Annotated in this window: 19 protein-coding genes, 1 tRNA gene and 2 pseudogenes; 8 read left to right on the top strand and 14 right to left on the bottom strand. The window is 58.1% G+C overall.

Features of this window, described 5'->3' with window-relative positions; genetic code table 11:
- Window position 1: 1 nt before the first annotated feature.
- The gene (locus tag RQI55_RS18660; protein WP_243255093.1) at window positions 2-3,331 is read right to left on the bottom strand and encodes a DUF2126 domain-containing protein; all 3,330 of its coding nucleotides are present in this window, start codon (window positions 3,329-3,331) and stop codon (window positions 2-4) included.
- On the bottom strand, window positions 3,285-3,545 hold the full coding sequence (locus RQI55_RS18655) for a hypothetical protein (protein ID WP_243255094.1): 261 nt from the start codon (window positions 3,543-3,545) through the stop codon (window positions 3,285-3,287). The genes RQI55_RS18660 and RQI55_RS18655 overlap by 47 nt, the downstream gene beginning before the upstream one ends.
- Window positions 3,546-3,644: 99 nt before the next feature.
- Here RQI55_RS18655 and RQI55_RS18650 point away from each other — a divergent pair, with 99 nt between their 5' ends.
- A complete protein-coding gene (locus tag RQI55_RS18650) occupies window positions 3,645-5,405 on the top strand; it encodes an ABC transporter ATP-binding protein/permease (protein WP_243255095.1) in 1,761 nt (586 codons plus the stop codon).
- 117 nt (window positions 5,406-5,522) lie between these two features.
- Here RQI55_RS18650 and RQI55_RS18645 read toward each other — a convergent pair whose 3' ends face one another.
- From RQI55_RS18645 to RQI55_RS18630, 4 genes are all read right to left on the bottom strand, one after another.
- Window positions 5,523-7,517, bottom strand: a complete 1,995-nt coding sequence (locus RQI55_RS18645) for a PhoX family phosphatase (protein ID WP_311273245.1) — start codon at window positions 7,515-7,517, stop codon at window positions 5,523-5,525.
- A 206-nt stretch (window positions 7,518-7,723) separates the two neighbouring features.
- Window positions 7,724-7,912 carry a hypothetical protein gene (locus RQI55_RS18640; RefSeq protein ID WP_243255097.1) on the bottom strand — a complete coding sequence of 63 codons (189 nt, stop codon included), beginning with the start codon at window positions 7,910-7,912 and terminating at the stop codon, window positions 7,724-7,726.
- A 210-nt stretch (window positions 7,913-8,122) separates the two neighbouring features.
- On the bottom strand, window positions 8,123-8,899 hold the full coding sequence (gene hisN, locus RQI55_RS18635; RefSeq protein ID WP_243256918.1) for a histidinol-phosphatase: 777 nt from the start codon (window positions 8,897-8,899) through the stop codon (window positions 8,123-8,125).
- A gap of 319 nt (window positions 8,900-9,218) precedes the next feature.
- Window positions 9,219-10,103, bottom strand: a complete 885-nt coding sequence (locus RQI55_RS18630; RefSeq protein WP_042617597.1) for an N-formylglutamate amidohydrolase — start codon at window positions 10,101-10,103, stop codon at window positions 9,219-9,221.
- Window positions 10,104-10,285: 182 nt separating this feature from the next.
- On the opposite strand from RQI55_RS18630, the gene cpdR reads away from it, so the two are divergent.
- From cpdR to RQI55_RS18615, 3 genes are all read left to right on the top strand, one after another.
- Window positions 10,286-10,648, top strand: a complete 363-nt coding sequence (cpdR, locus tag RQI55_RS18625; RefSeq protein ID WP_027675545.1) for a cell cycle two-component system response regulator CpdR — start codon at window positions 10,286-10,288, stop codon at window positions 10,646-10,648.
- An 81-nt stretch (window positions 10,649-10,729) separates the two neighbouring features.
- Window positions 10,730-10,804, top strand: a tRNA-Val gene (locus tag RQI55_RS18620).
- Between the two features lie 169 nt (window positions 10,805-10,973).
- On the top strand, window positions 10,974-11,213 hold the full coding sequence (locus RQI55_RS18615; protein WP_192067135.1) for a hypothetical protein: 240 nt from the start codon (window positions 10,974-10,976) through the stop codon (window positions 11,211-11,213).
- 556 nt (window positions 11,214-11,769) lie between these two features.
- Here the strand turns inward: RQI55_RS18615 and RQI55_RS18610 are convergent.
- The 6 genes from RQI55_RS18610 to RQI55_RS18585 form a co-directional block, all read right to left on the bottom strand.
- Window positions 11,770-12,234 (bottom strand): NfeD family protein, encoded by a 465-nt coding sequence (locus RQI55_RS18610; protein ID WP_243255098.1) that lies wholly within the window; start codon window positions 12,232-12,234, stop codon window positions 11,770-11,772.
- Window position 12,235: 1 nt separating this feature from the next.
- A complete protein-coding gene (locus RQI55_RS18605) occupies window positions 12,236-13,300 on the bottom strand; it encodes an SPFH domain-containing protein (protein ID WP_192067140.1) in 1,065 nt (354 codons plus the stop codon).
- A 91-nt stretch (window positions 13,301-13,391) separates the two neighbouring features.
- Window positions 13,392-14,441 carry a ferrochelatase gene (hemH, locus tag RQI55_RS18600; protein WP_243256919.1) on the bottom strand — a complete coding sequence of 350 codons (1,050 nt, stop codon included), beginning with the start codon at window positions 14,439-14,441 and terminating at the stop codon, window positions 13,392-13,394.
- A gap of 194 nt (window positions 14,442-14,635) precedes the next feature.
- The gene (locus RQI55_RS18595) at window positions 14,636-16,576 is read right to left on the bottom strand and encodes a 5'-nucleotidase C-terminal domain-containing protein (RefSeq protein ID WP_243255099.1); all 1,941 of its coding nucleotides are present in this window, start codon (window positions 16,574-16,576) and stop codon (window positions 14,636-14,638) included.
- A 202-nt stretch (window positions 16,577-16,778) separates the two neighbouring features.
- Window positions 16,779-17,150 carry an outer membrane lipoprotein Omp10 gene (gene omp10 / locus RQI55_RS18590; protein WP_042617592.1) on the bottom strand — a complete coding sequence of 124 codons (372 nt, stop codon included), beginning with the start codon at window positions 17,148-17,150 and terminating at the stop codon, window positions 16,779-16,781.
- A 168-nt stretch (window positions 17,151-17,318) separates the two neighbouring features.
- Entirely contained in the window at window positions 17,319-18,767 is a 1,449-nt protein-coding gene (locus tag RQI55_RS18585) for a homospermidine synthase (RefSeq protein ID WP_243255100.1), read from the bottom strand.
- 255 nt (window positions 18,768-19,022) lie between these two features.
- On the opposite strand from RQI55_RS18585, the gene RQI55_RS18580 reads away from it, so the two are divergent.
- A complete protein-coding gene (locus tag RQI55_RS18580; RefSeq protein WP_243256920.1) occupies window positions 19,023-19,925 on the top strand; it encodes a sensor domain-containing diguanylate cyclase in 903 nt (300 codons plus the stop codon).
- Here the strand turns inward: RQI55_RS18580 and RQI55_RS18575 are convergent.
- Both RQI55_RS18575 and RQI55_RS18570 read right to left on the bottom strand, forming a co-directional pair.
- Window positions 19,922-20,557, bottom strand: a complete 636-nt coding sequence (locus RQI55_RS18575) for an aminotransferase class IV family protein (RefSeq protein WP_042617590.1) — start codon at window positions 20,555-20,557, stop codon at window positions 19,922-19,924. The genes RQI55_RS18580 and RQI55_RS18575 overlap by 4 nt on opposite strands.
- Before the next feature lie 89 nt (window positions 20,558-20,646).
- Window positions 20,647-22,491, bottom strand: coding sequence for a M3 family oligoendopeptidase (locus RQI55_RS18570; RefSeq protein WP_243255101.1), 1,845 nt, complete (start codon window positions 22,489-22,491; stop codon window positions 20,647-20,649).
- A gap of 169 nt (window positions 22,492-22,660) precedes the next feature.
- Here RQI55_RS18570 and RQI55_RS18565 point away from each other — a divergent pair.
- The 3 genes and pseudogenes from RQI55_RS18565 to RQI55_RS18560 all read left to right on the top strand — a co-directional run.
- Window positions 22,661-23,851, top strand: a pseudogene (locus RQI55_RS18565) (sigma-54-dependent transcriptional regulator); the annotation flags it as partial.
- 171 nt (window positions 23,852-24,022) lie between these two features.
- A pseudogene (locus RQI55_RS24270) lies at window positions 24,023-24,220 on the top strand (helix-turn-helix domain-containing protein); the annotation flags it as partial.
- A gap of 315 nt (window positions 24,221-24,535) precedes the next feature.
- Window positions 24,536-26,332, top strand: coding sequence for a DUF882 domain-containing protein (locus tag RQI55_RS18560; RefSeq protein ID WP_409233753.1), 1,797 nt, complete (start codon window positions 24,536-24,538; stop codon window positions 26,330-26,332).
- Window positions 26,333-26,431 lie beyond the last annotated feature (99 nt).

Raw genomic sequence — 26,431 nt, 5'->3', positions numbered from 1 at the left:
CTCACACTCCCTGCGGGCGTCTTAAATCAAGCGTCAGCGGAAATTCCGGCGACGCCGCTTCCGGCCACAAAGGATAATGTCCGGCCGTATGTCCCCACGGTTCGAAACGGGCAAGCCGTCTGGCTTCTGCCTCATTTCCGTTGATGGGGAACGTCTCATAGGTGCGCCCACCGGGATGGGCAACATGATAGATGCAGCCACCGATCGATCGGTTTGACCATGTATCATATATGTCGAAGGTCAACGGAGTGTTGACTGGCAGAGCGGGATGTAGCCCCTGCGCGGGCTGCCATGCCTTGAAGCGAACGCCCGCGACAGACACGCCGGAAACATCTGTCTGCTTCATCGGCACGGCACGGCCGTTGCAGGCAACGGTGTAGCGGGATGGATTGGAGGTTTCCAGCCGGACCTGCAGACGCTCCACCGAGGAATCGACATAGCGAACCGTGCCGCCAATGGCACCCTGTTCGCCCATCACATGCCAAGGCTCCAGCGCTTGACGGAGCTCGAGCTTGGAGCCTTCATATTCCACCTCTCCGAAGAAGGGGAAGCGGAACTCCAGCTGTGCCGTGAACCATTCCGGCTTCACATCAAAGCCGTTTTCCTTGAGGTCCGCCAGAACATCGAGGAAATCTGCCCAGATGTAATGGGGCAGCATGAAGCGGTCTGCCAGAGCTGTTCCCCAGCGCACGAAACGTCCGCTCGACGGGTTTTTCCAGAAGCGGGCGATGAGGGCGCGGACCAGCAATTGCTGGGCCAGCGACATGCGGGCATTCGGCGGCATTTCAAATCCACGAAACTCGACAAGGCCGAGGCGTCCTGTCGGGCCATCCGGTGAAAACAGCTTGTCGATGCAGATTTCGGAACGGTGGGTGTTGCCGGTGACATCCGTCAGCAGGTTGCGGAACAGGCGGTCCACCAGCCACGGCAGAGGCGGGGCGCCTTCACCTGGCATCGGCACCTGCGCCATGGCGATTTCAAGCTCGTACATGCTGTCATGACGGGCTTCATCGATGCGCGGTGCCTGGCTTGTCGGGCCAATGAAGAGGCCTGAGAACAGGTAGGACAGCGAAGGATGGCGCTGCCAATGCAGCACGAGGCTTTTCAACAGGTCGGGACGGCGAAGGAACGGACTGTTTTCAGGATTGGCCCCGCCCACGACCACATGGTTGCCGCCGCCAGTGCCGGTGTGGCGGCCGTCGATCATGAACTTGTCTGCACCGAGCCGTGTCTGGCGTGCGTCTTCATAGACCGCCGTGGTGATATCAACGCAATCCTTCCAGCTTTCTGCCGGGTGGATGTTGACCTCGATGACACCGGGATCGGGCGCGACGCGGATGACATTCATGCGCTCGTCATGGGGTGGTGTGTAGCCTTCGATATGGACGGGAAGCCCAAGATCGGTCGCGGCTGCCTCGGCTGCGGCAACGAGGTCGAGATAGTCTTCGATGCGCTCCACCGGTGGCATGAAGACGCAGAGGCGTCCGTCACGCGCTTCAACAGACATGGCGGTGCGGACTTCACCGTTGATATCGCTGATGGATTGCTCGATGCGCTCCTGCGTTGCACTGTCTGATGCCTGGAACGAGGCTTCCGGCAGAGCGCGGGCCGAGGGCGCGACGGAATCGGGCAAGGGTCCGCGAGGCACAGAAGGGTCAGCCGGGTGGATATAGGGGTATTTCGACGGCGGCACATGGGGCAGGGTGCCGAGCGGAATACGATACCCGACCGGGCTATCACCCGGCACAAGGAAGATGCGGCCGCGCCTTGTCTTCCATTTCTCGCTCATCCAGCGTTTTTCCGATGTCGCCTTGGCGTTCCAGGCCTGTACCGGCAGAACATAGCCCGTGGGCGTCGTCAGTCCGCGCTCGAACACGCGGGCGATGCGGTTGCGCTCTTCCGGGTCTTCAAGCTTGGAATTGGATGGATCAACATTATCAGGAAGGTTGCCTTCCTTGACCAGCCATTCCGCCGGATCTTCGTAAGCTGGCAGCACCAGTTCCGGTGCGATGCCGATGTTTGAGGCGATGGTGGTCAGCAGCTTTTCTGCATCTTCCGATGTCACGCCGGTATCGGCACCTTCGCGTGCTACGAGATCAGGATTGTGCCAGACGGGCTTGCCGTCCTTGCGCCAATAGAGCGAAAAGGTCCAGCGCGGCAGGCTTTCGCCGGGATACCACTTGCCCTGACCGTAATGCAGAAAGCCGTTGGGTGCGAAGCGTTCCCGCAGCTTGCGGATCAGCACGTCGGCCTTTTCGCGCTTAGTGGGGCCTACGGCGTCGGTGTTCCATTCGCCGGATTCGAAATCATCGATGGAGACGAAGGTCGGTTCGCCGCCCATGGTGAGGCGCACGTCCTGCTCAGCCAGAACCTTGTCCACCTGTTCGCCCAGCGCATTGAGGCGATCCCAGCTTTCGTCGGAAAACGGCTTGGTGATGCGCGGATGCTCGGCCACGCGGGTGACCTTCATGTCGAAGGCAAATTCCGTGTTGGCCTCGCCGTAATAACCGCCGGAAATGGGGGCTGCATTGCTGAAATGGGGTGTTGCGGCCAGCGGCACATGGCTTTCGCCGGTCAGAAGGCCCGAGGTCGGGTCAAGACCCACCCAGCCAGCACCCGGAAGATAGACTTCCGCCCAGGCGTGAAGATCGGTGAAATCCACTTCCGTTCCCGATGGGCCATCGAGTGCCTTCAGATCCGGTGTCAACTGGATGAGGTAGCCCGAGACGAAACGCGCCGCAAACCCCAGATGGCGCAGGATCTGCACCAGAAGCCAGCTTGTGTCGCGGCACGAACCCTTGGCGGTTCCGAGCGTTTCTTCCGGCGTCTGAACACCGGTTTCCATGCGGATGACATAACCGATATCGCGTTGCAGGCGAGCGTTGAGGCCAACGACCATGTCGACCGTCGGCTGTCCCTCGGTCCAGTCGAGGGTTTTCAGATAGTCTGCAAGAAGCGGGCCTGTCGGCTCCGGCGTCTGGTAGATCGAAAGATCGGCCTTCAATGTTTCGGGATATTCGAAAGGCCAGTAGGTGGCGCTTTCCTCGACAAAGAAATCAAATGGATTGTAGACCGTCATATCCGCGACGAGATCGACCTCGATCCTGAATTCGGTCACCGGATCAGGAAAGACAAAACGGGCGAGGAAGTTGCCGTAGGGGTCCTGTTGCAGGTTCACGAAGTGATTGGCAGGCGTGACCTTCAACGAGTGGCTGATGACCTTGGTGCGAGAATGCGGCGCAGGCTTTAATCTGATGATCTGCGGTCCAAGGCGGATTGGACTGTCATATTTGTAATGCGTCAGATGATAGATGCTTGCTTTGATCGACATACTGGCCCTTGCCCGGTTTTTCCGGATTGCGCGGATGGTGCCGCCCCTCTTTGATTGTCCATTTTGATATCCCCGACAGCGCAGCCGGGTTTCCCAATGAACTCTTATTGCTGCGACTTTGTGCAATGCACGCAAATAAAGCAAGGACGTTTTGCCCGCCGTCATGCATTGCGGCGCTTGCAAGCTTTTCCGGTGTTTGTTGGGAAGTGGACAAGCTTTGCCGTCATGCTATTGCTGTCATCACATGCAATGATATTCGACGGCCTAACAAAAGTCCCACAATTTACAAAATCATGGAAATGGCAAGGTACTGATGGCGCAAGGTAATCCTTCCACCGAAACCGTGGTCCCCCCCTCGTTCGATCTGGATTTCAAATCGCAATTGAAGATGATGGGCAGTGCTTTCTGGACCTCTCCGGTGCGCGGCAGGCTTATTTTTTTGATGGCGGCCCTGCTGACCGTCATTCTGGTGACGGCCTATGGTCAGGTGAGGCTGAACCAGTGGAATGCGCCATTCTACAACGCGCTGGAGCGACGCGATCTCGCAGCCTTTCTGAGCGAGCTGAAAGTCTTCGTCGTCATTGCTGGAACACTCTTGCTGCTCAACGTCTTCCAGACGTGGTTGAACCAGACGACGGCGCTGAACATGCGCGAGGGCCTTGCTAAGGACATGGTGGACCAATGGTTCAAGCCGGGGCGCGCAGCAAGGCTTGCCGGGTTTGGTGCGATTGCCGTTAACCCGGATCAGCGGCTGCATGACGATGTGCGCAATTTGGCCGAAAGCAGTACCGCACTTGCCATCGGGCTGGTCAATGCCACCATCATTCTCGTCAGCTTCATTGGCGTGCTCTGGGGTCTTTCGGCGGGCTTTGCCATAGATATTGGCGGCAAGATGGTGGAAATTCCGGGCTACATGGTGTGGGCAGCGCTGATCTATGCGGGCTCTGCGTCGTTTCTCAGCAACCTCGTGGGCTACCGGCTGGTGCCGCTGAATGCGGAACGCTACTCCAAGGAAGCGGAATTGCGCTTCTCGCTGATGCGGGCCAGCGAAAACGTCACCGCGATCACGCTTGCGCGCGGCGAAAAGAACGAGCGTCACCGCATCGGTGAAGATATCAATGCCGTGCTGGCGGTTATCCGGGGGCTGGCCATGGCGCTGACCCACCTGACATGGGTTTCCTCGGGATATGGCTGGCTTGCCGTCGTCGCGCCGATCCTGATTGCCGCACCGGTCTATTTTTCCGGAAACCTGAGCTTTGGTGGCTTGATGATGGCCGTGGGTGCCTTCAATCAGGTCAATGTCGCCCTGCGCTGGTACATCGACAATTTCGGCCCCATCGCCTCCTGGAAGGCCAATCTGCAGCGCGTATCGGTGTTTCGCAATGCCTTGATCCAGATGGACAGCGTGGAGCGCCATGGCAATGCCATCGAAATCGAGCGGACCACGACAGGCCCGGTGCGGCTGACATCGGTTGAAATCTCGCCGGAGGCCGGTGGGCTGGATCTGTCGCGTGTTTTCCGTCTGCGCGAGGCGCCTGTTGAAATCAATGTTGGAGACCGGTTGATTGTGAACGGCGATCAGGGCGTCAACCGGCGCCTGTTCTTCGCTGCCCTTGCCGGTCTGTGGCCGTGGGGGCGCGGCACCATCACCATGCCGCCGCGTGAGGAATCGCTTTTCATTGCCCAGCACGGCTATCTGCCCGCCGCCCCCTTGCGCGAGATTTTGTGCTATCCGCGCAGCCCGCAGAAATTTCAGGAACAGGAGTTTCTGGATGCCATGGAAAAATGCGGCCTCAGCCACATCATTCCGCGCATGGGCGATCATGTGCGCTGGGACAAGACATTCGATTCAGACGAGCAGGCCTGCGTGCGCGTTGCCAATGCGCTGATGCTGAAGCCGCGCTGGCTGTTTATCGATGATCTTCTCGAAGGTCTGGAAACCGAAACCGTGGACAGGCTGGTAGCGGTGCTGGCCGGGATGAAGGACACCGCCATCGTATATATTGGCCGCTCCGATGCCATCATGCAGGTTCTGGAACCGCGTGTCGTGCATCTGGACCTGATCAAAACCTAGAGAGTGCGGGGCGGCAGGTCGCCTTTCCCTTTTACGCAATTGAAGAGGCCGGGGCGATGGTATCGCCCCGGCCTTTATTGTTCTCGCAGTTGAGCTTTCACTCCGCTGCCGGTGTCGTCAGACGGCGATCTTGCCGCCGCCGACCTTGGTGATTGCAACGACGGCCGGGCGAACCGGCATGTTGTCCTTGAAATCCGGCCAGCGCGTGGACAAATCCTCGTAGTAGGATGGGCGGCCATGGCCGGACCAGTCTTCGCCGCCATCACCCGGATGCTGAACGGCCACGAAGGCGGTTTCGTCATCAGGCGTAAAGAGCGGGCCGCACATTTCAGCGCCAACGGGGACGCGGAAGAACAGCTTCGATGTGGCGCGGGCTTCGCCTTCCGTATCCACGGCCCAGAGACCGTCGGTGCGGCCTGTCTGCTTGTTGTTGTTGCCGTCTGTCGAGACCCAGAGACGACCGGCAGCATCGACTGCACAGTTGTCCGGCATGCCGAACCAGCCATTCTTGGTCGTCTCGGTGGAGAAGGTCGCGCCAACAGCTGCAACGGAAGGATCGCCGCACTTCAGAAGCACTTCCCACTTGCCGGAGGTGGCTGTGAAATCGCCGTTGTTTTCGGCAATTTCGATGATGTGGCCAAAGGCGTTTTCTGCGCGCGGGTTGGCCGCATTAACCTGATCTGCCTTGCGCTTGGTGTTGTTGGTCAACATGACGTAGACCTTGCCGTTGACGCCGTTTGGCTGGACGTCTTCCGGGCGGTCCATCTTGGTGGCGCCCAGCACGTCACCTGCACGGCGGCATTCGATCAGCACATCGGCCTGGCTGGCGAAGCCGTTTTCAGCGGTGAGCGGACCCTGACCGTGGATCAGTGGCAGCCACTGCATGGTGCCGTCTTCGTTGAACTTGGCGACGTGAAGCGTGCCTTTGTCCAGCAGGTTCATGTTGGCCGCACGGTCGTTTGCGTTGAACTTGCCTTCGGTCACGAACTTGTAGACATAGTCGAAGCGTTCGTCGTCACCGAGATAGAAGACGACCTTGCCGTTCTTGGCAACGATCGATTCGGCACCCTCATGCTTTGTGCGACCAAGCGCGGTGCGCTTCTTCGGCGTAGACGTTGGGTCCATGGCGTCAACTTCGACGATCCAGCCGAAGCGGTTCGGCTCGTTTGGCTCTTTCGAAAGATCGAAACGGTCGTAGAAGTTGCCCCACTCATAGCCGCCTTCCGGCACGCCATAACGCTTGTAATTGGCGGCTTCCTTGTGGCCTTCCGGTAGCTTGCCGGTGAAGTAACCGTGGAAGTTTTCTTCCGCCATGATGTATGTGCCCCAGGGCGTTACGCCGCCGGCACAGTTGTTCAGGGTGCCGATGGCGCGGGTGCCCGTCGCATCTGCTGATGTTTTCAGGCGATCATGACCTGCGGCAGGGCCGGTGATTTCCATGGGCGTGTTGGTGGTGATGCGGCGGTTGTACTTACCATCCGTCACGACCTTCCACTTGCGATCGACCTTGCGGATTTCGACGATGGTGCCGCCATGGGCTGCCATTTCGACATCCACCTGCTCCTTGCTGAGCGCACCCTGCTTGATCTTGCCATCCACGACCTTGACGAGGCCCGGGAACATCAAATGAGGGTTGGTGTATTCGTGATTGACGACGAGCAGGCCGTGCTCGCTCGACCCGTCCAGCGGAATGAAGCCGACATAGTCGTTGTTGTAGCCAAACTGCCTGCTCTGGGCCTCAGCGGTCTGCTTGGTCGGATCGAATTCGGGAGCGCCTGGCAGCACCGCATCGCCCCAGCGCAGCAGGATATCGGCGTCATAACCCTCTGCCACGTGGTGGGTGGCATCGACGCCAGCTTCCACCTCGGTGAAGTTGAAGGCGGAGCCGCCCTTGCTCTGGGCGCGGGCTTCATCGGCGGTGATCAGGGCGACAGGGCTGATGGTCGCGGCAATTGCCGAAACGGCAAGGGAGCCCTGCAGAAAATTGCGACGTGAGAAGCGTTGGCTGATGATTTCGCCCATTGTGGGGTTGGCACTTGCGTTGTGGCCGTCACCATCTGCGTCTTCTAGTTGGGTAGTCGGGAATATCTTCTGGGGACAGTGCTCGTTCATCGGTTAGCCTCTTTGTTAAAACGCGCCCCTAGTCTGGAGCCGTTCTAACCTAGAGTTACAACATTACAGGTTTGCGACATTGCAGGCTTTCGCCGTGGATATCTGGCCGGGCCTGTGTTCGACACGGCTGTCAGGCTCCGCGTCTCTCCCCGGAAACGCGATGTCGCTGACGGCAAACCAACGATGTTTGTTGTGGTAGGAAAAGGTTAGAGTTTTAGCGGCGTCGATTTGACGGCTTTGGCAGTGGACTCGACCAACTGCGGCGCAGCCACATGTGTGGTGCCCAGTGGTGCGATGGCGGCAATCAGCAAAAGCGCGAGGATGGTGACGATGAAGAACACAGTCCAGTTTTCGCGTTTTTCTTTAACGGTATTCCCACTCCAGTCATATGCCATAGCGATCCTCGCCCTTTTAAGTACATTATGATGAAAGAGTACAACGTTAGAGTGCCGTAGTATGGTTAATCAAAGGTTAACGGCTCTGTCAATTCCCTTTTATACTGGAGTGCAGATTTGCGATTGCCATGTGGATATGTTCAGCGGCGATGCGCAAAAGGCAACTCTTGCGCGCATCGCATCAACTGCGAATGAAGGGTGTTGTCAGCCTCAAGCCCCGGCCAGCAGGGCCAGCGCCTGTTCATGCACGGCCTTGCTTCCGGCGGCGATGATGCGGCCCGCAGCTTCCGGCCTTCCGCCATCCCAATTGGTGATGATGCCGCCAGCCTGTTCGATGATAGGAATGAGCGCGCCGACATCGTACGGCTTCAGGCCCGATTCAATGACGAGATCCACATGGCCACCGGCCAGTAGGGCATAGGCGTAGCAATCCACACCATAGCGGAACAGGCGGACCTTTTCTTCCACCGCGCCGTAGAGCTTCGCTTCACCCGGTGTGAAGATATGCGGCGATGTGGTGAAGAGTATGGCGTCCGAGAGGGATTGGCAATTGCGCGTTTTGATCTGCCTGTCGCCGCCGGTGCCGAAATACCATGCGTTTTCGCCATCGGCAAAATACCTCTCGCCGGTGAAGGGCTGATCCATGACGCCCATGACGGCGCGACCTGACGATTGAAAGCCGATCAATGTTCCCCAGACTGGCAGGCCCGAAATGAAGGCGCGGGTGCCATCGATGGGGTCGATGACCCAGACATGCTCCCGGTCCGTGCCGACGCTGCCATGTTCTTCGCCCAGAATGCCGTGGTCCGGAAAGCGCTCCGTGATCAGCGCGCGGATGGCGGTCTCTGCTGCCTGATCCCCCTCTGTCACTGGATCATAGCCGCCATCCTGCTTGTTGGCGACGGCGATGCCGGTGCGAAACCGGGGCAGGGTCTCCGCTTTGGCGGCATCGGCAAGACGAAAGAAGAAGTCGCGATCTGGCAGCATCATTTTCCTCGGCAATGAAAGCAATTGGTCCATTGCATAACCCGGCAGGGCCGCTTCGTCCACATGGGGTTGAAGCCATGCTGTGCACGCGTCTTGTGCGTTGTAGCTTAAAATAATGGCAAAGTCGCAAAAATCAGCACAAAATATGAGCAAAATAAAATATGCTTGACAATTGTGCAGTTCTTGCTAGTGTCTCCTTACAGTCTTTGACTGTAAATACCCTCCTTGGGTGTTTCCTCCCTAGACTTGACCGCGCCAAGGCGCGGTTTTTTTTGGCCACATCGCGGCTATGCTCATCATTTGGATGGTTGGGCGCGGCCTATTCGGCGGCAAATGCCATGTCGATGGCGTATTCGGAAACGAACATCGCCATCTGCCGCATGAAGCTGTCGAGCGCCGCTTGCACCGCGAAAAAGTCCGGTGTTTTCACAAGCGTCTTCTCGTCCACATAAAGCGACCGGCTAACCTCGATCTGCAAGGCATGCAGTGAGCGAACGGGGCGTCCGTAATGTTCGGTGATAAAGCCGCCGGCATAGGGCTTGTTGCACACGGCGGTGAAGCCAAGCTCTTCCAGAACATAGAGAGCGGCGCGGGAGATTTCTGCAGATGCGCTGGTGCCGAAGCGGTCGCCGATGATGATGTCAGGGCGGACATTGGAATTGGCAAGGCGGATATTGCCCGGCATCGAATGGCAATCAATCAGCACCGCCATGCCGAAATTGGCATGGGTGCGCGAAACGAGCTTCCGCAGGCAGGCGTGATAGGGCTTGTAGATGCTCTCGATGCGCTCGATTCCCTCATCGACGGTGAGGCGGCGCGCATAGATATCCATATTCTCGGCCACGATGCGTGGTACCGTGCCAAGCCCGCCTGCGACCCGCATGGAGCCGATATTGGCGTAGGATGGGAGCGGGCCATCGAACATGCGCGGATCAAGCTCATAGGGCTCGCGGTTCACGTCCAGAAAAGCACGGGGAAAATTGGCCTTTAGCATCGGAGCGCCAAGATCGACCGCGCCTGAAAACAGCTCATCGACGAAATGATCTTCCGAGCGGCGGATCTCATAAGCGTCGAGGCGGGATGATTCGAGGAAGGAAATGGGGTAGCAGCGGCCACTATGGGGAGAGTTGAATACAAACGGAATGCTGTGAACGGCCGGTTCGTGCACTTCGAAGAGTTCGTACTCGCCCGTTACCCAGTCCATTCCGCCCCGTTTACCATGTCATAATTCTGCCAGAAGCTTCATGTTGCCAGTTAAGGCAGAGCAAGTCCATACTGTGTATCAGTCGTCCAAGCCACGATTCTGCCGTTCACATGATATTTACTGAACATGCGGTATGATCAGGGTAAGGTATTCCCAGAAATCCAGAAGCTACGGTCATTTAAATGGTACAGAAAATTCTTCTCGCAGAAGATGACAATGATATGCGCCGCTTTCTCGTGAAGGCGCTTGAGAAAGCCGGTTACAAGGTTTCCTCCTTCGATAACGGCGCAAGCGCCTATGACCGGCTTCGTGAGGAGCCTTTCTCGCTCCTGCTGACCGACATCGTGATGCCGGAAATGGACGGGATAGAGCTTGCCCGCCGCGCAACCGAACTCGACCCTGACCTCAAGGTCATGTTCATCACCGGTTTCGCAGCCGTTGCGCTCAACGCTGATTCGAAAGCACCGAAGGACGCAAAGGTCCTTTCCAAGCCATTTCACCTTCGCGACCTCGTCGACGAAGTGAACAAACTCCTTGTGGCATAAGGCTTCGCATAAACCTTTCACAAAACTGAAAAAAAGCAGTTGACGCTTCATCCAGTTTCGTGATTTATGCGCCGCAACGGAGGGCGTGTAGCTCAGCGGGAGAGCACTACGTTGACATCGTAGGGGTCACAGGTTCAATCCCTGTCACGCCCACCATCCAGTTTCAAAAAGGCTTTCGGGAAACCGAAAGCCTTTTTTGGTTTTGGTGCATGCGCACCCGAGTTGGGCGTTTGCACCAGCATTAAACCTGCAGGCCTGACACAATCATCACCCTTGCTTTTTACCTGTGGTATAGGTTGCCTCTATCCGCACAAGGAACAGCGCCATGGCTAAAATCAAACTGATCGTTCTTGCCGCCTACAAGGCCGACGACGAGGGCAACATGGTCGAGGCATTCGAGCCAAGGCAAATGCCGACCGAAGAGCGCGCCGTGCGCGAGGGCAAGGCTCTCTCAAGCCAGTATGACGGTGTTCTGGCATGGGCGCGCGATGCAGACCCCGACATGGGCGAATACGGCCCTCCTGTGATTATCTACCAGCATGGCGAAATTCCCGATATTGGATGATACTTGCTCGGGGCGGGGTTGCGCGGGCCGCTTCCGGTCTTGGCTGCCTCTGCATCCGTCGTAGCACCCAGATTGCTTTCAAACGCCTCAATGAAAGCAGCCGCCCAGTGTTAACCGGACGGCTGCAAATGGTGGTAAGCGTATTGAGGCGACTATCTGCCACCAGGTCTTTCTGACGCAGCACGACCGCCGCAGCGCGAGCCGTCGCTGGCCCTATCGCTGGCATAGTTACAAGCCGCGTTTGCAATGCTTCCGAAAGATAGAAGTGCAAGGATGGCAACAGAAAGAATTTTCATGAAATGATCCTTCATGCGCCGGATTGGCGCAATGCAGGAAGCGTTGCAGCTCACTTAAATAGCAAGCGCTAAATTAAAATATTCGAACCTTTATTGGGCTAGACTATAATTTCATTCTTCACGACGGTTATTTGAAGCCGATTCGGTAATATTGCACTTAGATGGACGCGCAGTTATCGAATGTATGGTCTGTGCCCATCCACACGCGGGGAAGGATCGCCCGTGGAAGGCAAACGCGTTGCGTCCCGGTGACTTGACCCTCAAACCTCGATCTTCTCCACCACCAATGTCCGACCATGGGCGGACGCTATGCGCACGCGGGTGCCGGCGGGGAGGTCGGTGCCTTGGACGGGCCACCAGGTGTCATCCAGCCGGATGCGGCCTCGGCTTTCGGCGATGGGTTCCTGCAGGGTTGCGGTGCGGCCTACGAGGCTGGCTTCGCGCTGGTTGAGGAAGGGCTCGTCGGTTTTGGCGTGGTTGCGGCCGTAATGGCGGCGTCCAAGGAGCGCGAAGGCGATGGAGAGCAGGGCAAACAGCAGCAGTTGAACATGCCAGCTCCACAGAGCCGTATCCCAGAGCGCCAGCGACACCGCGCCGATGACGAGCGCGGCGGCGCCGATCCAGATGAGGAACACGCCGGGGGCGACGAGTTCGGCGGCCAGCAGGAGGGCGGCGAGTATCCACCAACTCCACGGGCCAAGATCGGTCACGAGCCTGGCTATCATCTCAACGCTCCGTGGAAGGGCCGAACGGGTTGTTGGGGATGGTCACGTTGATGGTCTGGGCAGCCGGGCGGCTGGACGTTGATGGAACGGAGCTGCGCTGTTTGGGCGAGGCGGCTGTATCGGGCGTAGCCTGTGCATTGCTGTCGCGGCCGAACACTTCCTTGGCGATGGCGCCGATGCCGCCGAGAGAGCCGATCAGTGCAGACGCTTCCATCGGCATCAGCACGATCTTGGAGTTCTTGGCGGTGCCAATGGCGGTCATCGCTTCGGTGTATTTCTGGGCGATGAAGTAGTTGATGGCGTGGATATCACCGGCTGCAATCGCTTCTGACACCATGCGGGTGGCGTTGGCTTCGGCTTCTGCCAGACGCTCACGCGCTTCGGCATCGCGGAAGGCCGCTTCGCGCTGGCCCTCAGCCTCCAGAATGGCGGATTGCTTGGCGCCTTCGGCCCGCAGAATCTGCGCAGCGCGCGAGCCCTCGGCTTCCAGAACCTGCGCGCGCTTCTCGCGCTCAGCCTTCATCTGCCGGGCCATGGAATCGACAAGGTCCTTGGGCGGCGCAATGTCCTTGATTTCGATGCGGGTGACCTTGATGCCCCATGGGCCCACGGCTTCATCCACCACGCGCAACAGGCGGTCATTGATGGCATCGCGGTTGGACAGCAGCTCATCGAGATCCATGGAGCCCATGACCGAGCGGATATTGGTCATGGTGAGGTTCTGGATGGCCGATTGCAGATCGGTGATCTGGTAGGCCGCCTGCGCGGCGTTCAGCACCTGATAGAAGGCGACGGCATCTGCCGAGACGCTGGCATTATCCTTGGTGATGACTTCCTGGGTGGGAATATCCAGCACCTGTTCCATCACGTTCAACCTTGCACCGACGCGCTCGATATAGGGCGTGAGGATGTTGAGGCCGGGTTCCATAGTGCGGGTGTAGCGCCCGAAGCGCTCCACCGTGTAGCGATAGCCCTGCGGCACCGTCTTGATGCCTGCAAACAACGTGAGGATGACGAGCCCCACAACGACGATCACGACAATATCGAAACCACCCAGATCAAACATCGCCATCTCCTCATGTGCTGGCAGGTGTCAGGTAGAGCAATTCCAGCAAAAGTGTAACGCGGTTTTGCGTCCGGAATTGCTCAGGGTTGGGTCAAACCCAACCTTGCAACTCCCTGCGTACAACTTTCTCGAGAACCCGCATACCCTCAGAACTGTCATTCAGGCATGGAATGTGGGAAAACTTCTCGCCGCCATTGTGGTGGAAAATCTCGCCCGCTTCGCCTGCAATTTCTTCCAGCGTTTCCAGACAGTCGGAAACGAAGCCCGGATTCATCACGGCAATGCGCTTGACGCCTTCCTTGGCCAGCCGCTCCACTGTCTTGTCGGTATAGGGCTGCAGCCACTCTTCCGGCCCGAAGCGGGACTGGAAGGTGATCATGAAGCGGTCCTTGTCCAGACCCAGTTTTTCACGCAGCAGGCGACCCGTCTTCATGCACTGGCAATGGTAGGGATCGCCTTTCTTGAAGTAGGACTGCGGAATGCCGTGGAAGGAGGCGATGATCTTTTCCGGCTCCCAATCCAGCGTTGCCAGATGGGCTTTGACGGAGTTGGCCAGCGCATCGATATAGGTGTCGTCGTCGTGATAGGGCGGCACGGTGCGGAGCGCTGGCTGCCAGCGCTGCTTCATCAGATATTCGAAAGCCTTGTCGTTGACGGTGGCAGTCGTTGCCGCCGCAAATTGAGGATAGAGCGGAAACAGCAGGATTTTTTCACACCCTTGCGCCTTCAGCGCGTCCATGCGTTCGGCAATGCTCGGCTTGCCGTAGCGCATGCCCCAATCGACGACGACATTGGGCAGATCGGTCAGCATCTTCGCCAATGCCTCACCCTGGTTGCGGGTATAGGTGCGCAGGTAGCTTTCGTTCAGATCGTGGTTCCAGATTTCCTCATAGGCCTTGCCCACCTTCTGCGGGCGCTTGTTCAGCACGATGCCATAGAGAATGGGATACCAGAACAGGCGCGACCACTCGATCACGCGCTTGTCGCTCAAAAACTCCGCCAGATAACGGCGCATGGATTTGTAATCGGTGCCATCTGGCGTACCGAGATTGACGAGGAGCACGCCAACCTTTCCGAAGGCGACCTTCGGGTGGTCTGCGGGGAAATGCGCTGTTTGAGCCGTGGAGTTATCTGCGATCATGAAATCGTCCTGAACCTGCATTGTTTGATCAGCCATACGGCAGGACCATGGTGTTGGATCATCTTGTAAAGCATCGATATCACAATCTGAATTGAAATCTTGAGTTCAGGACGTGACATTTCAACGCGTAATCTTCTCACCCATATAAAAAGCCGGCCCGCAGCGCGGACCGGCTTCAATTTCGTGTCGGCAGATCAGTTGGCTGGAACGGTCAGTTCTTCGCCAATCTCGATGTGGTTTGGACGCTTCAGCGCATTGGCCTCGGCAATCTTCTTCCACTCCGTGCCATTGCCGTATTTCTCGGCAGCGATCTTCCAGAGAGAATCGCCACGGGTCACGACGTATTTTTCAGCAGCAGGTGCCATAGCGGCAGGCGCGGCTGTGGTTGCTGCCGGTGCCGGAGCGGTTGCGGCTGGCGCTGTTGCGGTGGCAGGTGCAGGCGTTGTGGCTGCTGGGGCCTGCGCCGTTGTGGCAGGCGTAGGTGTCGCGGGCTTGGCTTCCTTTGGTGGAGCCACATAGTCGGCAGGGGTGACGTCCATCACGCGGCCATCTGTGTAAGGCTTGTAGGGGCTGTGCGCGCCGATATAGGCGGCGACGGCATCTTCAAGGCTTGGTCCGAAGTCGTAAGGGTTGATGGCCTTGGTTGCGAAGGTCTTGAAGCCATCGCCGCCGGTGCGGGTGTAGTTGTTGGTCACCACGCCATAGGTCTTTTCCGGGTCGAGCTTGACGAAGGCGTCGCCTTCCTTGACCTCGACGGAGACGATGCGGCTGCCAGCGGGCTTGGAGCGATCGAAGGAATATTTCAGGCCAGCGGTCTGCACGAAGCGACCGGCACCTTCTTCGATCTGGCCTGCGCCATTTTCAAGAGCTGCCAGAAGATCGACACCCTTGATCTGGAATGTGGCAACGGAGTTCTGGAATGGCAGAACCGTCAGCACTTCGCCCATGGTCACAGGACCCGCATCGATGGAAGCGCGCAAGCCGCCGCCGTTCTGGATGGCGATGGTGATGCCCTGATCCTTGACGCGCTCCAGCAGCGCATCCGACACCAGGTTGCCCATGGTGCACTCCTTGGCACGGCAGACTTCGCGGGAGCCGTCGATGGCCGCTTCGGCAACGCCGATTTGCTTCTGCTTCATCTCTTCCAGCGGGGCGGCGAGTTCTGCCACACGCTTGGTAAAGCCTTCATCCGGCGTGACCGACGCGTCCAGCAGCTTTGGTGCGCCAGCGGTGGACTTGACCACGCCATTGTCATCAAAGGTAACGGTGAGGTCGCCGAGGAACTTCGAATAGGCATAGGCCGTGACGATGGGAACATCGATACCGGCGGGGTCCTTGACCAGCGTCGGGTAGGGGCCAGCCGCTTTCGGATCGGTGCTGGATAGCAATGTGTGGCTGTGTCCGCCGACGATCACGTCGATACCATCCACCGAGCGGGCGATTTCCTGATCCTTGACGTAGCCGACATGGGACAGAAGGACGATCTTGTTGACGCCCTGATCCTGGATTTCCTTCACAGCACCCTTGAGATAGGCGATCTCGTCGTCAAAGGTCACCTTGTCGCCGGGCGAAGATGTCTCGTTTGTGTCGGTTGCCAGAACGGAAACAATGGCGACTTTCTGGCCACCCATCTCCTTGATGAAGTATCCCTTGAACTTGTCCTTCAGTTCGGAGCCATCGGCGATTTTCGTGTTGCCGGAGATGATGGGGAATTTCAGCGCATTGATGAATTTCAGAAGCTCAGCCGGGCCGTCATCGAATTCGTGGTTGCCGATGGCCATGGCATCGAAGCCGATACCGTTCATGAATTCGGCAATGGGTACGCTCTTGTAGCGGGTGTAGAACAGCGATCCCTGGAACTGGTCACCAGCATCCAGCACCAGCACATTGGCATTGGTGCCGAGTTCGGTGCGGCGGGCATCGATGGCGCTCTTGACGCGGGCGATGCCGCCGAAGCACTCGTTCTTGCCAGCTTCCGCAGCGGAGCAGGTCGAATCCGACTTGTTGATCGCCTCGATCCGCGAATGCAGATCGTTGATGTGGAGAATATTGAGCTGATAGTCAGCCAGCGCTGCCCCCGCCGAAAGCGCGACGACCGATGCGGTCATCAGGCTGAATCTCAAAATCCTGTTCATCGTATCTCTCCTGTTGAAAGCGAAATGCTGAAGGGCTCGTCCCTGCCATCATAGCTATTGTGAAAGTGTGTCAGTCTTTCAACGATGATGTTTTCATCTCGGGCCATCTGCCGCAAGCAGAATTGTGACAGGTGTGCGCAAATAAAAACGCGCGCTTTAAGCGCGCGTTCAATCAACGTCGAAGAGAAATGTCGGAAGCGGATCAGCCCTGGCGGGTCAGCGTAAACTGGCTGTTGCTATCTGTCGTGCAGTTGAGCTGCGACGGGGAGATGAGCGCGCAATTGACACGCGACTGGGTGTTGCGCACCAGCGAGGTCATGTTGATCTCATAAAGCGTTGGCGACAGGGTGACATAGGTTCCCGACGCCAGCAGCGTGTTGGTGTCTGTGGAGCGAGTGGAGAACGCGCCCGCCTGGAACGTGGAAACGATGCCGTTCTTATCGACCCAGCGACCATCGACAGCCGGACCCTGCGCCGCGACGGGTGGCATGGGGCGAGGCGATGGGCCTGTTGGAGAACATGAAGCGGCTGCCATTGCGGCCAGAACCAAGGCTGCGCCTGTCTTGAAATTCATGTCTTAAGTCTCCTGCGATTCTTCCCGATCTATCAATCAGACCATGTATGGAAGTTGACTATATTGCAAGCGAACGGCCACCTCCATGCGCTGGTTCCCAACGCCTTCCACAAAAGGACAAGCGTTGCAAACCAGCACCAGTCTGCACCCTGAGGTGGGGCGGGGTTTCTAGTCGCGCACCAGAATATTGCGGAACTGCCATGGGTCGTTGGTGTCGATATCGTCCGGGAAAAGGCCCGGCCTGCCATCGATGGGCGTCCAGTCGGTGTAGTGACCTTCCACAGCCCCCAGATAGCGCCGCTGGACATTGAGGCAACGGCGATAGTCTACCTCATCGGCCTCAACGATGCCCGCTTGAGGGTTTTCCAGCGCCCAGACCATGCCCGAGAGAACGGCGGAGGAGACTTGAAGACCTGTGGCATTCTGGTTGGGAGCAAGCTTGCGCGCCTCTTCCAATGTCAGGCGCGAGCCATACCAATAGGCGTTCTTTTCGTGACCATAGAGCAGCACACCCAGTTCGTCGGAACCATCGGTCAGCTCGGCTTCTGTGAGCACATGCTGGACAGGCTGGGCATTGCCGCCATTGCCGAACATCTCGTAGAGCGAGAGCACGGCATCATTGCAGGGATGGTAGGCGTAATGGCATGTGGGGCGGAACTCCACATGGCCGCGCTTGTCGTGCACCGTGAAATAGTCCGAGATCGAAATCGCTTCATTGTGCGTGACCAGCAGGCCGTATTGGGGGCCGAGTGTCGGGCACCATGTGCGCACGCGGGTGGAAGCGCCGGGCTGATCGAGGAAGATCGCGGCCTTGTTGCCCTTTTTTTGCTTTTTGGCGTTTTTCGGCATCCATTTTTCGTGGCTGCCCCAGCCCAGTTCGGCAGGCTGCATGCCCTCAGCAATGAAGCCTTCGACAGACCATGTGTTCCAGAAGGTGTTGAAGGGCTTGGGGTCCTTTGCGCGCTGTGTGTCGCGCTCGGCAATGTGCACACCCTTGACGCCCAGCGTCTGCATCAGTTTTGCCCAGCCTTCACGGTCGTGGGCTTCGGGCTCGTCGAACTCCAGGCCTGTGTCATTTGCCAGATTGACCAGCGCCTGCTTGACGAACCACGAGACCATTCCCGGGTTTGCACCGCAGGTGGAAACAGCCGTTGTGCCACCGGGGCGACGGGCCTTTTCTTTCAGCATGGTCTGGCGCAGCGCATAGTTGGTGCGGGCGGCATTATCCACATCCGTGTCGAAGTAGAAGCCCGGCCAGGGTTCAACGACGGTGTCGATATAGAGCATGCCATATTTGCGGCACAGCTTCATCAGATCCACGGAGGAGGCATCGACCGACAGATTGACGCAGAAACCCTGTCCCTCGACATTCTTGATCAGAGGTTTCAGCACATCCTTGTAATTCTCTTGGCTCAGATGTGCACGGATATGGCGGATGTTGCGGCTTTGCAGATAGTCGGCAATGTCTTCCCGGGGGTCGATCACGACAAGGCGCGAGAGATCGAATTTGAAATGCCGCTCGATCAATGGAAGCGTACCGCGCCCGATAGAGCCGAAACCGATCATGATAATGGGACCGGTAATTTCGCCAAGGATCGGGTATTCAACGTCCGTCATTCTTTAATTTCCTATTGGAACACAAGGCTCAAGCTAGATGATTAGTCTGTAACAATAAAGGGTAGCCGGATGACGGGCGTGTGAAGGCTGACGAAAGGGTAAACCGATCCGCATGTGGGCGTCATCATTCCGGGCATAAATCACAGGTATGGCTTGAGACTTCGCGTTTCCATTCCAGGCATTATAATGCAACCACGCCGAATGCATGGTTCGGCTTGAGGAGGGCGCAAAATCGTGAGGCAAGAGACTGCCAATCTGGATAGTCTGATGGAACGCGTCATTGCCCTGCAGGACGCGACGCCTGTGTTTATTGCGCTTTTCGATACAAATGACAGGCTGCGACACGCCAACCGCGCCTTTCGCGAAGCCTTCAATCTGGCCAGCGACGCCTTCCCCATGTGGGGCGATATTCTGCGGGCGAATTACGTCGATCGAAAAGGCCTGATCATCACCACCACGGATTACGAGGCGTGGTTTCTGTCGGCGCAATCGCGGCGTGGCAAGCTGCCCTTTCGCGGGCTGGAACTGGACCTGCATGATGGCCGCTGGATCTGGATGACGGAGACCGTGCAGGATGATGGCTGGATGCTGTGTGTGGGAAGCGACATTACGGCACTGCGGCAAAACCAGCGCAGCCTGCGCCAGGACCGCGACATTGCCCAGCGCGCCGCGCAAACCGATGAGTTGACCGGAACCGCCAACCGCCGGTTCGTCTTTGCCAATCTCGATGCCCAGATGGAGAAAGTCCAGAAGGGCGCAGAAGGACCCTTCGGGCTCTGCGTCATCGATATTGATTTCTTCAAGGTCATCAATGATCGCTTCGGCCATCAGGGAGGCGATACGGTTCTGCGCGATTTCGTCAAGATCGCTCACTCAACGATCCGCCGTGCCGATTGCTTCGGGCGCGTGGGTGGCGAGGAGTTCATGCTCATCATGCCGCGCACGGCTTTGACGGATTGCGCTGGTATGGTTAAGCGTTTGCTGGAGAAAGTTAGAGCATCCTGCCCGTTTCCCGGCGCAACGGATTTTTCCTACAGCTGCTCGGCCGGGCTTTCGCTTTATCAGCCCGGAGAAACCGCTTCCGACCTGTACCAGCGGGCAGACCGTGCGCTCTATGCTGCAAAGCAGAACGGACGCGCGCGGGTGGAGTGGCTCTAGACCAATTCCGCAGCCACCAGCCCGTGCAGGGAATTGCCCACGAACAGCTTGCGACCTGCAAGATCCTGCGGCTTGAGGGATTGTCCCCGTGCCCTGCGCTCGCGGATAAGGTCGGCGCGGAGCACGCCGGGCAGAATGCCGCTATCGAGTGGTGGCGTCAGAAGCGCCCCTTCGGCGGTTTCCACGAAGATGCTGGTGGCCGAGCCCTCGCAGATTTCTCCGCGCTCGTTCAAAAGCAGCACCTCATCGGCCTCGGCGGTCGAAAATTCTGCGCGGGCGGCATCATAGGGCTCGCGGCGGGATGATTTGTGCCGGTAGAATGTGTCGGCGGAATCCAGACGGGTCTTTTCCGCGATCTTCAGCCGCCAGACCGCGTTGTCGCAGAGCGGAACGAACGGTTCCGCTGCCACGTCCAGTTCGCCCTTGTAGTTCATCACCACGCGCACGATCAGCGGCTGGGTGCCGCCGACAGCCGCGTTTAGTGCCTTGGCCGCGTCAGACGGTGCACGGAAGCCCAGTGCATCGGCTGAGCGCAGCAGGCGGCGCAGGTGCTGCTCCAGCCGTTTGAAGCCTGATGCAGGTTCCCAGCGCAGCGTTTCCCGCAATGTCAGGTCAGCCGGTTTGCGTTTCATGATCAGTGTCCATCAAGCTGTTCACGTAAGGTGAGGCATAAGAACCGGCGAAGCTTGCCCGAAAATGGGAGCGCCGCCGGTTTTCATGATTATTCTTTATCCAGAGTCTCCAGCTCGTCGATTAATCCTTCGATCATCGACAGGCCCTTGTTCCAGAAGGACGGGTCGGTGGCGTCAAGGCCGAAGGGCTTGAGCAGTTCGGAATGGTGCTTGGTGCCGCCAGCCTTGAGCAGCTCGAAATACTTGTCCTGGAACCCGGTGTCGGCGTTCTGGTAAACCGCATAGAGCGAATTGACGAGGCAATCACCGAAGGCATAGGCATAGACATAGAAGGGCGAGTGGATGAAGTGGGGAACGTAGGTCCACCAGCTTTCGTAGCCTTCGGAAATCCTGATCGCCGGTCCAAGGCTTGTCCGCTGCACAGACAGCCACAGCTCGCCGATCTGCTCGGATGTCAGCTCGCCATCCTTACGGGCGGTGTGGACCTTGCGCTCGAATTCATAGAACGCGATCTGGCGCACGACCGTATTGATCATGTCTTCCACCTTGCGGGCCAGAAGCGCCTTGCGCTCACGCAAGTCCGTGGTGTTGTCCAGCATCTTGCGGAAGGTCAGCATTTCACCGAAGACCGAGGCCGTTTCGGCCAGCGTCAGCGGTGTTGCGCACATCAGGGCGCCCCGTCCACCAGCGAGAACCTGATGGACGCCATGGCCCAGCTCGTGGGCGAGCGTCATCACATCCCGTGGCTTGCCGAGATAGTTGACGAGCACATAAGGGTGAGCTGACGGCACGGTGGGGTGGGCGAATGCGCCGGGTGCCTTGCCGGGGCGGGCAGGGGCATCGATCCACTGCTCATCAAAGAAGCGGCGGGCGATATCGGCCATCTCAGGGGCAAAATCGCCATAGGCCGAGAGCACCATGTCTTTCGCGTCTTCCCATGGAATGACAGCATTGGATGTATCGGGCAGCGGCGCGTTGCGGTCCCAATATTCCATCTGTTCCATGCCAAGCCACTTGGTCTTCATCGCGTAATAGCGGTGCGACAGGCGCGGATAGGCCTCTGTCACCGCTTGGGCCAGCGCATCCACAACCTCGCGCTCAACGCGATTGGCCAGATGGCGGCTGTCGGCGATGTCTTCGAATTTATGCCAGCGGTCGGAGATTTCCTTGTCCTTGGCCAGCGTGTTGGTAATCAGCGTGAAGACGCGCAGATTGTTCTTGAAAGTCGTGCTGAGCGCCTGAGCGGCGACCTTGCGCGTTTCCGGGTTTGGTTCCTGAAGCAGGTTGAGCGTTTCTTCCAGCGCCATGCTCTTGCCGTCGACCTCGAACCGCAGTTCCGACATGGTCTCATCGAACAGGCGATTGAAGGCGGCAGCACTTGTCATGGATTTTTCGAGGAAAAGCTGTTCCAGCTTGTCATCCAGTTGGTGCGGCTTGTCCTTGCGCAGATCCACGATCCACGGCGCGTAATGGCCCGTCAGCGGATCGTTGGCGATGGCCGCGTCGATCGTTGCATCGTCTATGCGGTTCAATTCCAGCGCAAAGAACAGCAGATGAGACGACATATCCGTCAGTTTCGACTGCGCATCGCCGTAAAGCTTGCCATTTGCAGGGTTGGACGTATCGGAAAAATAGGTGAGCCCGGCAAAGGAGCCGATGCGGCCGAGACTGTCATCCAGCGCTTCATATTCCTTGAGGGCGGCACCGAGGCCTTGATCGCCAGAGAGCTTGGCGGCGGCCTCAAGCTTTCCCTTCCATTTTGCTTCAAATGCCTTGGCATCGCTTGCGGCTTTTTCCAGCGCGCCCTTGTATTCCGGGGCATCCGCAGAGGTAAAGAGGTCGGAAAGCTTCCATGTGGGCAAGTCACCCAGGGCAGCACTTGCGGCTTCCGCGCCAGAAAAAACGGGCAGGGGGATCGGTGTCTTGAAGGTCATGTCAGGCTTTCCTCTTCATCTTTGCCCCAAGCATATGGGGGCTCTGTTTCCCGTGGCAATGCATAAAATGCAAGCAAATCTCAAAACTGGATGTTCAAGCCTTGCATGTCACATTCCCTCCAAAGGGACTGCATGAAGCACGTCCATAAACCGGAAACCGGAGCCTGACATGACAGCGCAAGTACTCGTTATCGATGACGATCCAGTTCAGCGCCGCTTGCTGAGACAAGCGGTGGAGCGTTATGGACATCACCCAATCCTTGCTGAAAACGGCCGGGTAGGGCTGGAGCTGTTGAAACAACACAGCGGCGATATCAGCGTTATCGTGCTTGATCTGATGATGCCGGAGATGGACGGATTGTCGTTTCTTAAGGCTGTTGGGGAGCTGGGTACGGATGTGCCCGTCATCGTGCAGACCGGTCAGGGCGGCATCGACACCGTGGTTCAGGCCATGCGCGCCGGGGCATTCGATTTCGTGGTCAAGCCCGTATCGCCCGAGCGGATCGGCTCGGCGATTGCCAACGCGTTGAAACTTGACCAGCGCGAGGCAAAGGCCCGTACCGGCAAGCGCTCCCGCAATCATGCGGTCAACTTCAACGATATCGTTTCGGCAAGCCCCGCCATGCTGCGGGTGATCGAGTTGGCGCAGCGTGCGGCGCAATCCAATATTCCGGTCGTGCTGGAAGGTGAGTCCGGCGTTGGCAAGGAAATGATTGCGCGTGCCGTTCAGTCTGGCAGCGACCGGGCGGGCAAACCCTTCATCACGGTCAATTGCGGGGCCATTCCGCACAATCTGGTGGAAAGCATTCTTTTCGGCCATGAGAAGGGTGCCTTTACCGGCGCCACCGAAAAGCACATGGGCAAGTTTATGGAAGCCGATGGCGGAACGCTGTTTCTGGACGAGATCGGCGATCTGCCGCTTGAGGTTCAGGTCAAGCTTTTGCGCGCCGTGCAGCAGGGCGAAATCGAGACCGTTGGCTCCACCAAGGTTCAGAAGGTCAATGTGCGGCTGATCTCAGCCACGAACAAGAACCTGATCGAAGAGGTCAAGGAAGGCCGCTTCCGCGAAGACCTCTATTACCGCCTCAATGTCTTCCCCATCACCATTCCAGCGCTTCGCCGCCGCAAGGAGGATATTCCCTATCTTGCACGCGTGTTTGCCGAGCGTTTCTCCATCGAGCAGAAATTGCCGCATGCGCTGGGCGTCAGCGCCGGTGCCTTGGCCTTGCTCACCGCTTATGATTGGCCGGGCAATATTCGCCAGCTGGAAAATGCTGTCTTCCGCGCCGTGGTGCTGGCGCAGGGCGACGAACTGACCGAAGCGGATTTCCCGCAGATAGCCTTTCAGGTTCCCGAGTTCAGGGATGATGTGGATGAGCGCGACCTGTCGGCTCACCGGCTGTCTGAGCGTTCGCTTCTGGTTGCGCCAGCTCCGGAGAGCCGTACAAGCGCTGCCGAAATTCTTTCTGTCATGGAAGCCATCGCTACGGATGAGGAGCGTTCAGCGGCGGTGTTTCCGGGCGGTAGCCTGATTGCATCGACCGATGACAGCGGCGACGTCCGAAAGATCGCTGATATCGAGGAGGAACTGATCCGTTTTGCCCTGCGATTCTACCGGGGCCAGATGAGCCAAGTGGCCCGCAAACTCGGCATTGGACGCTCCACACTCTACCGAAAGTTGAAGGATTATGGCATTGATCCCGATGATCCGCTTCGTGATGCCGCATGATGCATCAGGTGGGTGCTTAAATTAGCAAAACCGATATTTGTTAACTCCTGGGCAAGGATATTCACTTACGGTCTATAAACCTCTTGTTAGTATTCCATTCACTATATAGAGGATGAGTGTTCATGTGTGGCAAAATTGCCATCGTGTGACCGTAATTGAGGTTCATGTGGGGCAATGTGACGAATTGTCTGCCAGGCGGGGATCAAATTGCTTTATCTGCATCGGAAATTCGCGCTCTCGGGCAAGAAGGCGCGCAGCGTGATTAAAGATACATGCAAGAAGCTATCGGCACGCGTCGTGACTTGCGCGTGCCTGATGATGGCAGCTGTTCCCTTTATCGGGATTTCGGCCACAGAAGCGGCTGCTGAAACCCGCAGCCTCAAGCTTTATTATATCCACACCAAAGAAAAAGCCGTCATCACCTTCAAGCGCAACGGCAAGTACGACCAGAAGGGTCTGCAGGAGCTGAACCGTTTCCTGCGTGACTGGCGCCGCAACCAGCCAACCAAGATGGACCCGCGCCTGTTTGATCTGGTGTGGGAAGTCTATCGCCGCTCCGGTGGCAGTGATTATATCAACGTCGTTTCGGCCTTCCGCTCGCCTGAAACCAACGGCATGCTGCGGTCTCGCACAAAGGGTGTTGCAAAAAGCAGCCAGCACACGCTCGGCAAGGCCATGGATTTCTACATTCCCGGTGTAAAGCTTGCTCGCCTGCGTGAAATCGCCATGCAGATGCAGATTGGCGGCGTCGGCTTTTACCCCACCTCCGGTTCTCCCTTCGTGCATCTTGATGTCGGCAATGTGCGTGCTTGGCCACGCATGAGCCGCCAGGAACTCGTGCGAATTTTCCCCAAGGGCAACACCATTCACCTGCCAGCCGATGGCAAGCCTCTGCCTGGCTATGAGCAGGCGATGAGCGATTACAGAAAGCGTGTCAGCTCGTCCTCCATTCAGGTTGCCAGCACCGCTGGCGAAGGCCCTGCGTCTGCGCCATCGGGTGGCAAGCGTAAAACTCTGCTCGCGGCCCTGTTTGGCGGTGGCGATGAGGATGAAGATGCCGAAGGCATTGCAACGCCGGAAGTCGCCCCATCGCGTCCTTCGGCGCCTGCCGCTGCACCTGTGGCTGAGGAGACGGAAGAAGCGCCTGCTGCCGTTGCCGTTGCCTCCGCGCAGCCGGCTCCTGCCATTTCCGACGCGCCTTTGCCAACGGCTAGGCCTGCATTCCGCAATCAGGATGGACAGACCGGTCTAGCGACCGCGCTCTATTCGCCAACGCGCAACGCCGCGCAGGATGCTCTTCAGGCTGCAACCATGCCAACGCCGACGGCCGCTCCTGCCGAGCAGCAGTTCGCCGATCTGGCACAATATTCCATTCCCGTGCCGACACTGCTTGGTCCGCGCCGCTTGAAGGGTGACGCTGACGGTCCTATCGTAACGGCCTCTCTGGGTTCTGAAGATATGCCGGGCGATGCCTTGGCTGCTCATGTTCCCGTTCCTGCCAACCGTCCAGCCGTTGCCGAAGCACTGCTTGCCAACGCCAATTCCAACTTCGATGGCCAGGAAGATGATGCCGAGCAGGAGCAGGCTAGCCTTTCGCCTGTGGTTGTTGCGGCGCTGGAACAGAGCGGACAGGATGCGCGCTCCTCAATGACAGCAACTGCCATGCCATCGGCTGCACAGTTCCCGGCATCGCTGACACGCAGTGCCGCCACGCAGCCTGCTGCAAAGCCCGTGGAAACAGCCAGAGCTACGCCTGCATCAGCACCGCGTGACGATGCGAGCTACGGCGATGCGTTTGATGTCAAGCCACAGGCGAAGAATAGCGGTCTGACAGCTGGCCTGCCAACCAAGGGCTCGCGCCCCAGCAAGCAGGATGCCGTGGTTTCTCAGAAAGCCATGGTCAGCGGTGGTCGCTTGACGCAGGAAGCAATTTCCGACTGGGCCTTGAGCCAGGATAAGGGTGTGTCCGGCCGTGCCGTGAAAGCACCGCGCGTGGTCAATAACCGCATGCTCAGCCACGATATGTCGGCCTCTGCCGCCACCGCAAGCTTCCGCCCGGGTGCCAAGGCCATCGACTCGAGCCGGTTCAGCACACCCGTAAAAATGCCATGACGGATGCCGCCACAATATGGCGGCAGCTTTCTGGAGAATTTGGGTAAAGCGGCACCCCAAAGTGCCGCTTTATGCGTTTTGGGCCGGGTATTTTCCGGG

It is taken from the genome of Rhizobium sp. WCS2018Hpa-16 (genome assembly GCF_031843705.1).
Taxonomy (GTDB): domain Bacteria; phylum Pseudomonadota; class Alphaproteobacteria; order Rhizobiales; family Rhizobiaceae; genus Agrobacterium; species Agrobacterium tumefaciens_C.
This window is presented reverse-complemented; position numbering and strand designations above follow the sequence as displayed.

Bases quoted from the DNA above. Each gene is read 5' to 3' on its own strand.
- RQI55_RS18660 (WP_243255093.1), bottom strand. From the start codon at position 3,331: ATGTCGATCAAAGCAAGCATCTATCATCTGACGCATTACAAATATGAC.
- RQI55_RS18650 (WP_243255095.1), top strand. From the start codon at position 3,645: ATGGCGCAAGGTAATCCTTCCACCGAAACCGTGGTCCCCCCCTCGTTC.
- RQI55_RS18645 (WP_311273245.1), bottom strand. From the start codon at position 7,517: ATGAACGAGCACTGTCCCCAGAAGATATTCCCGACTACCCAACTAGAA.
- RQI55_RS18640 (WP_243255097.1), bottom strand. From the start codon at position 7,912: ATGGCATATGACTGGAGTGGGAATACCGTTAAAGAAAAACGCGAAAAC.
- hisN (WP_243256918.1), bottom strand. From the start codon at position 8,899: ATGCTGCCAGATCGCGACTTCTTCTTTCGTCTTGCCGATGCCGCCAAA.
- RQI55_RS18630 (WP_042617597.1), bottom strand. From the start codon at position 10,103: ATGGACTGGGTAACGGGCGAGTACGAACTCTTCGAAGTGCACGAACCG.
- cpdR (WP_027675545.1), top strand. From the start codon at position 10,286: ATGGTACAGAAAATTCTTCTCGCAGAAGATGACAATGATATGCGCCGC.
- RQI55_RS18615 (WP_192067135.1), top strand. From the start codon at position 10,974: ATGGCTAAAATCAAACTGATCGTTCTTGCCGCCTACAAGGCCGACGAC.
- RQI55_RS18610 (WP_243255098.1), bottom strand. From the start codon at position 12,234: ATGATAGCCAGGCTCGTGACCGATCTTGGCCCGTGGAGTTGGTGGATA.
- RQI55_RS18605 (WP_192067140.1), bottom strand. From the start codon at position 13,300: ATGTTTGATCTGGGTGGTTTCGATATTGTCGTGATCGTCGTTGTGGGG.
- hemH (WP_243256919.1), bottom strand. From the start codon at position 14,441: ATGATCGCAGATAACTCCACGGCTCAAACAGCGCATTTCCCCGCAGAC.
- RQI55_RS18595 (WP_243255099.1), bottom strand. From the start codon at position 16,576: ATGAACAGGATTTTGAGATTCAGCCTGATGACCGCATCGGTCGTCGCG.
- omp10 (WP_042617592.1), bottom strand. From the start codon at position 17,150: ATGAATTTCAAGACAGGCGCAGCCTTGGTTCTGGCCGCAATGGCAGCC.
- RQI55_RS18585 (WP_243255100.1), bottom strand. From the start codon at position 18,767: ATGACGGACGTTGAATACCCGATCCTTGGCGAAATTACCGGTCCCATT.
- RQI55_RS18575 (WP_042617590.1), bottom strand. From the start codon at position 20,557: ATGAAACGCAAACCGGCTGACCTGACATTGCGGGAAACGCTGCGCTGG.
- RQI55_RS18570 (WP_243255101.1), bottom strand. From the start codon at position 22,491: ATGACCTTCAAGACACCGATCCCCCTGCCCGTTTTTTCTGGCGCGGAA.
- RQI55_RS18560 (WP_409233753.1), top strand. From the start codon at position 24,536: ATGATGGCAGCTGTTCCCTTTATCGGGATTTCGGCCACAGAAGCGGCT.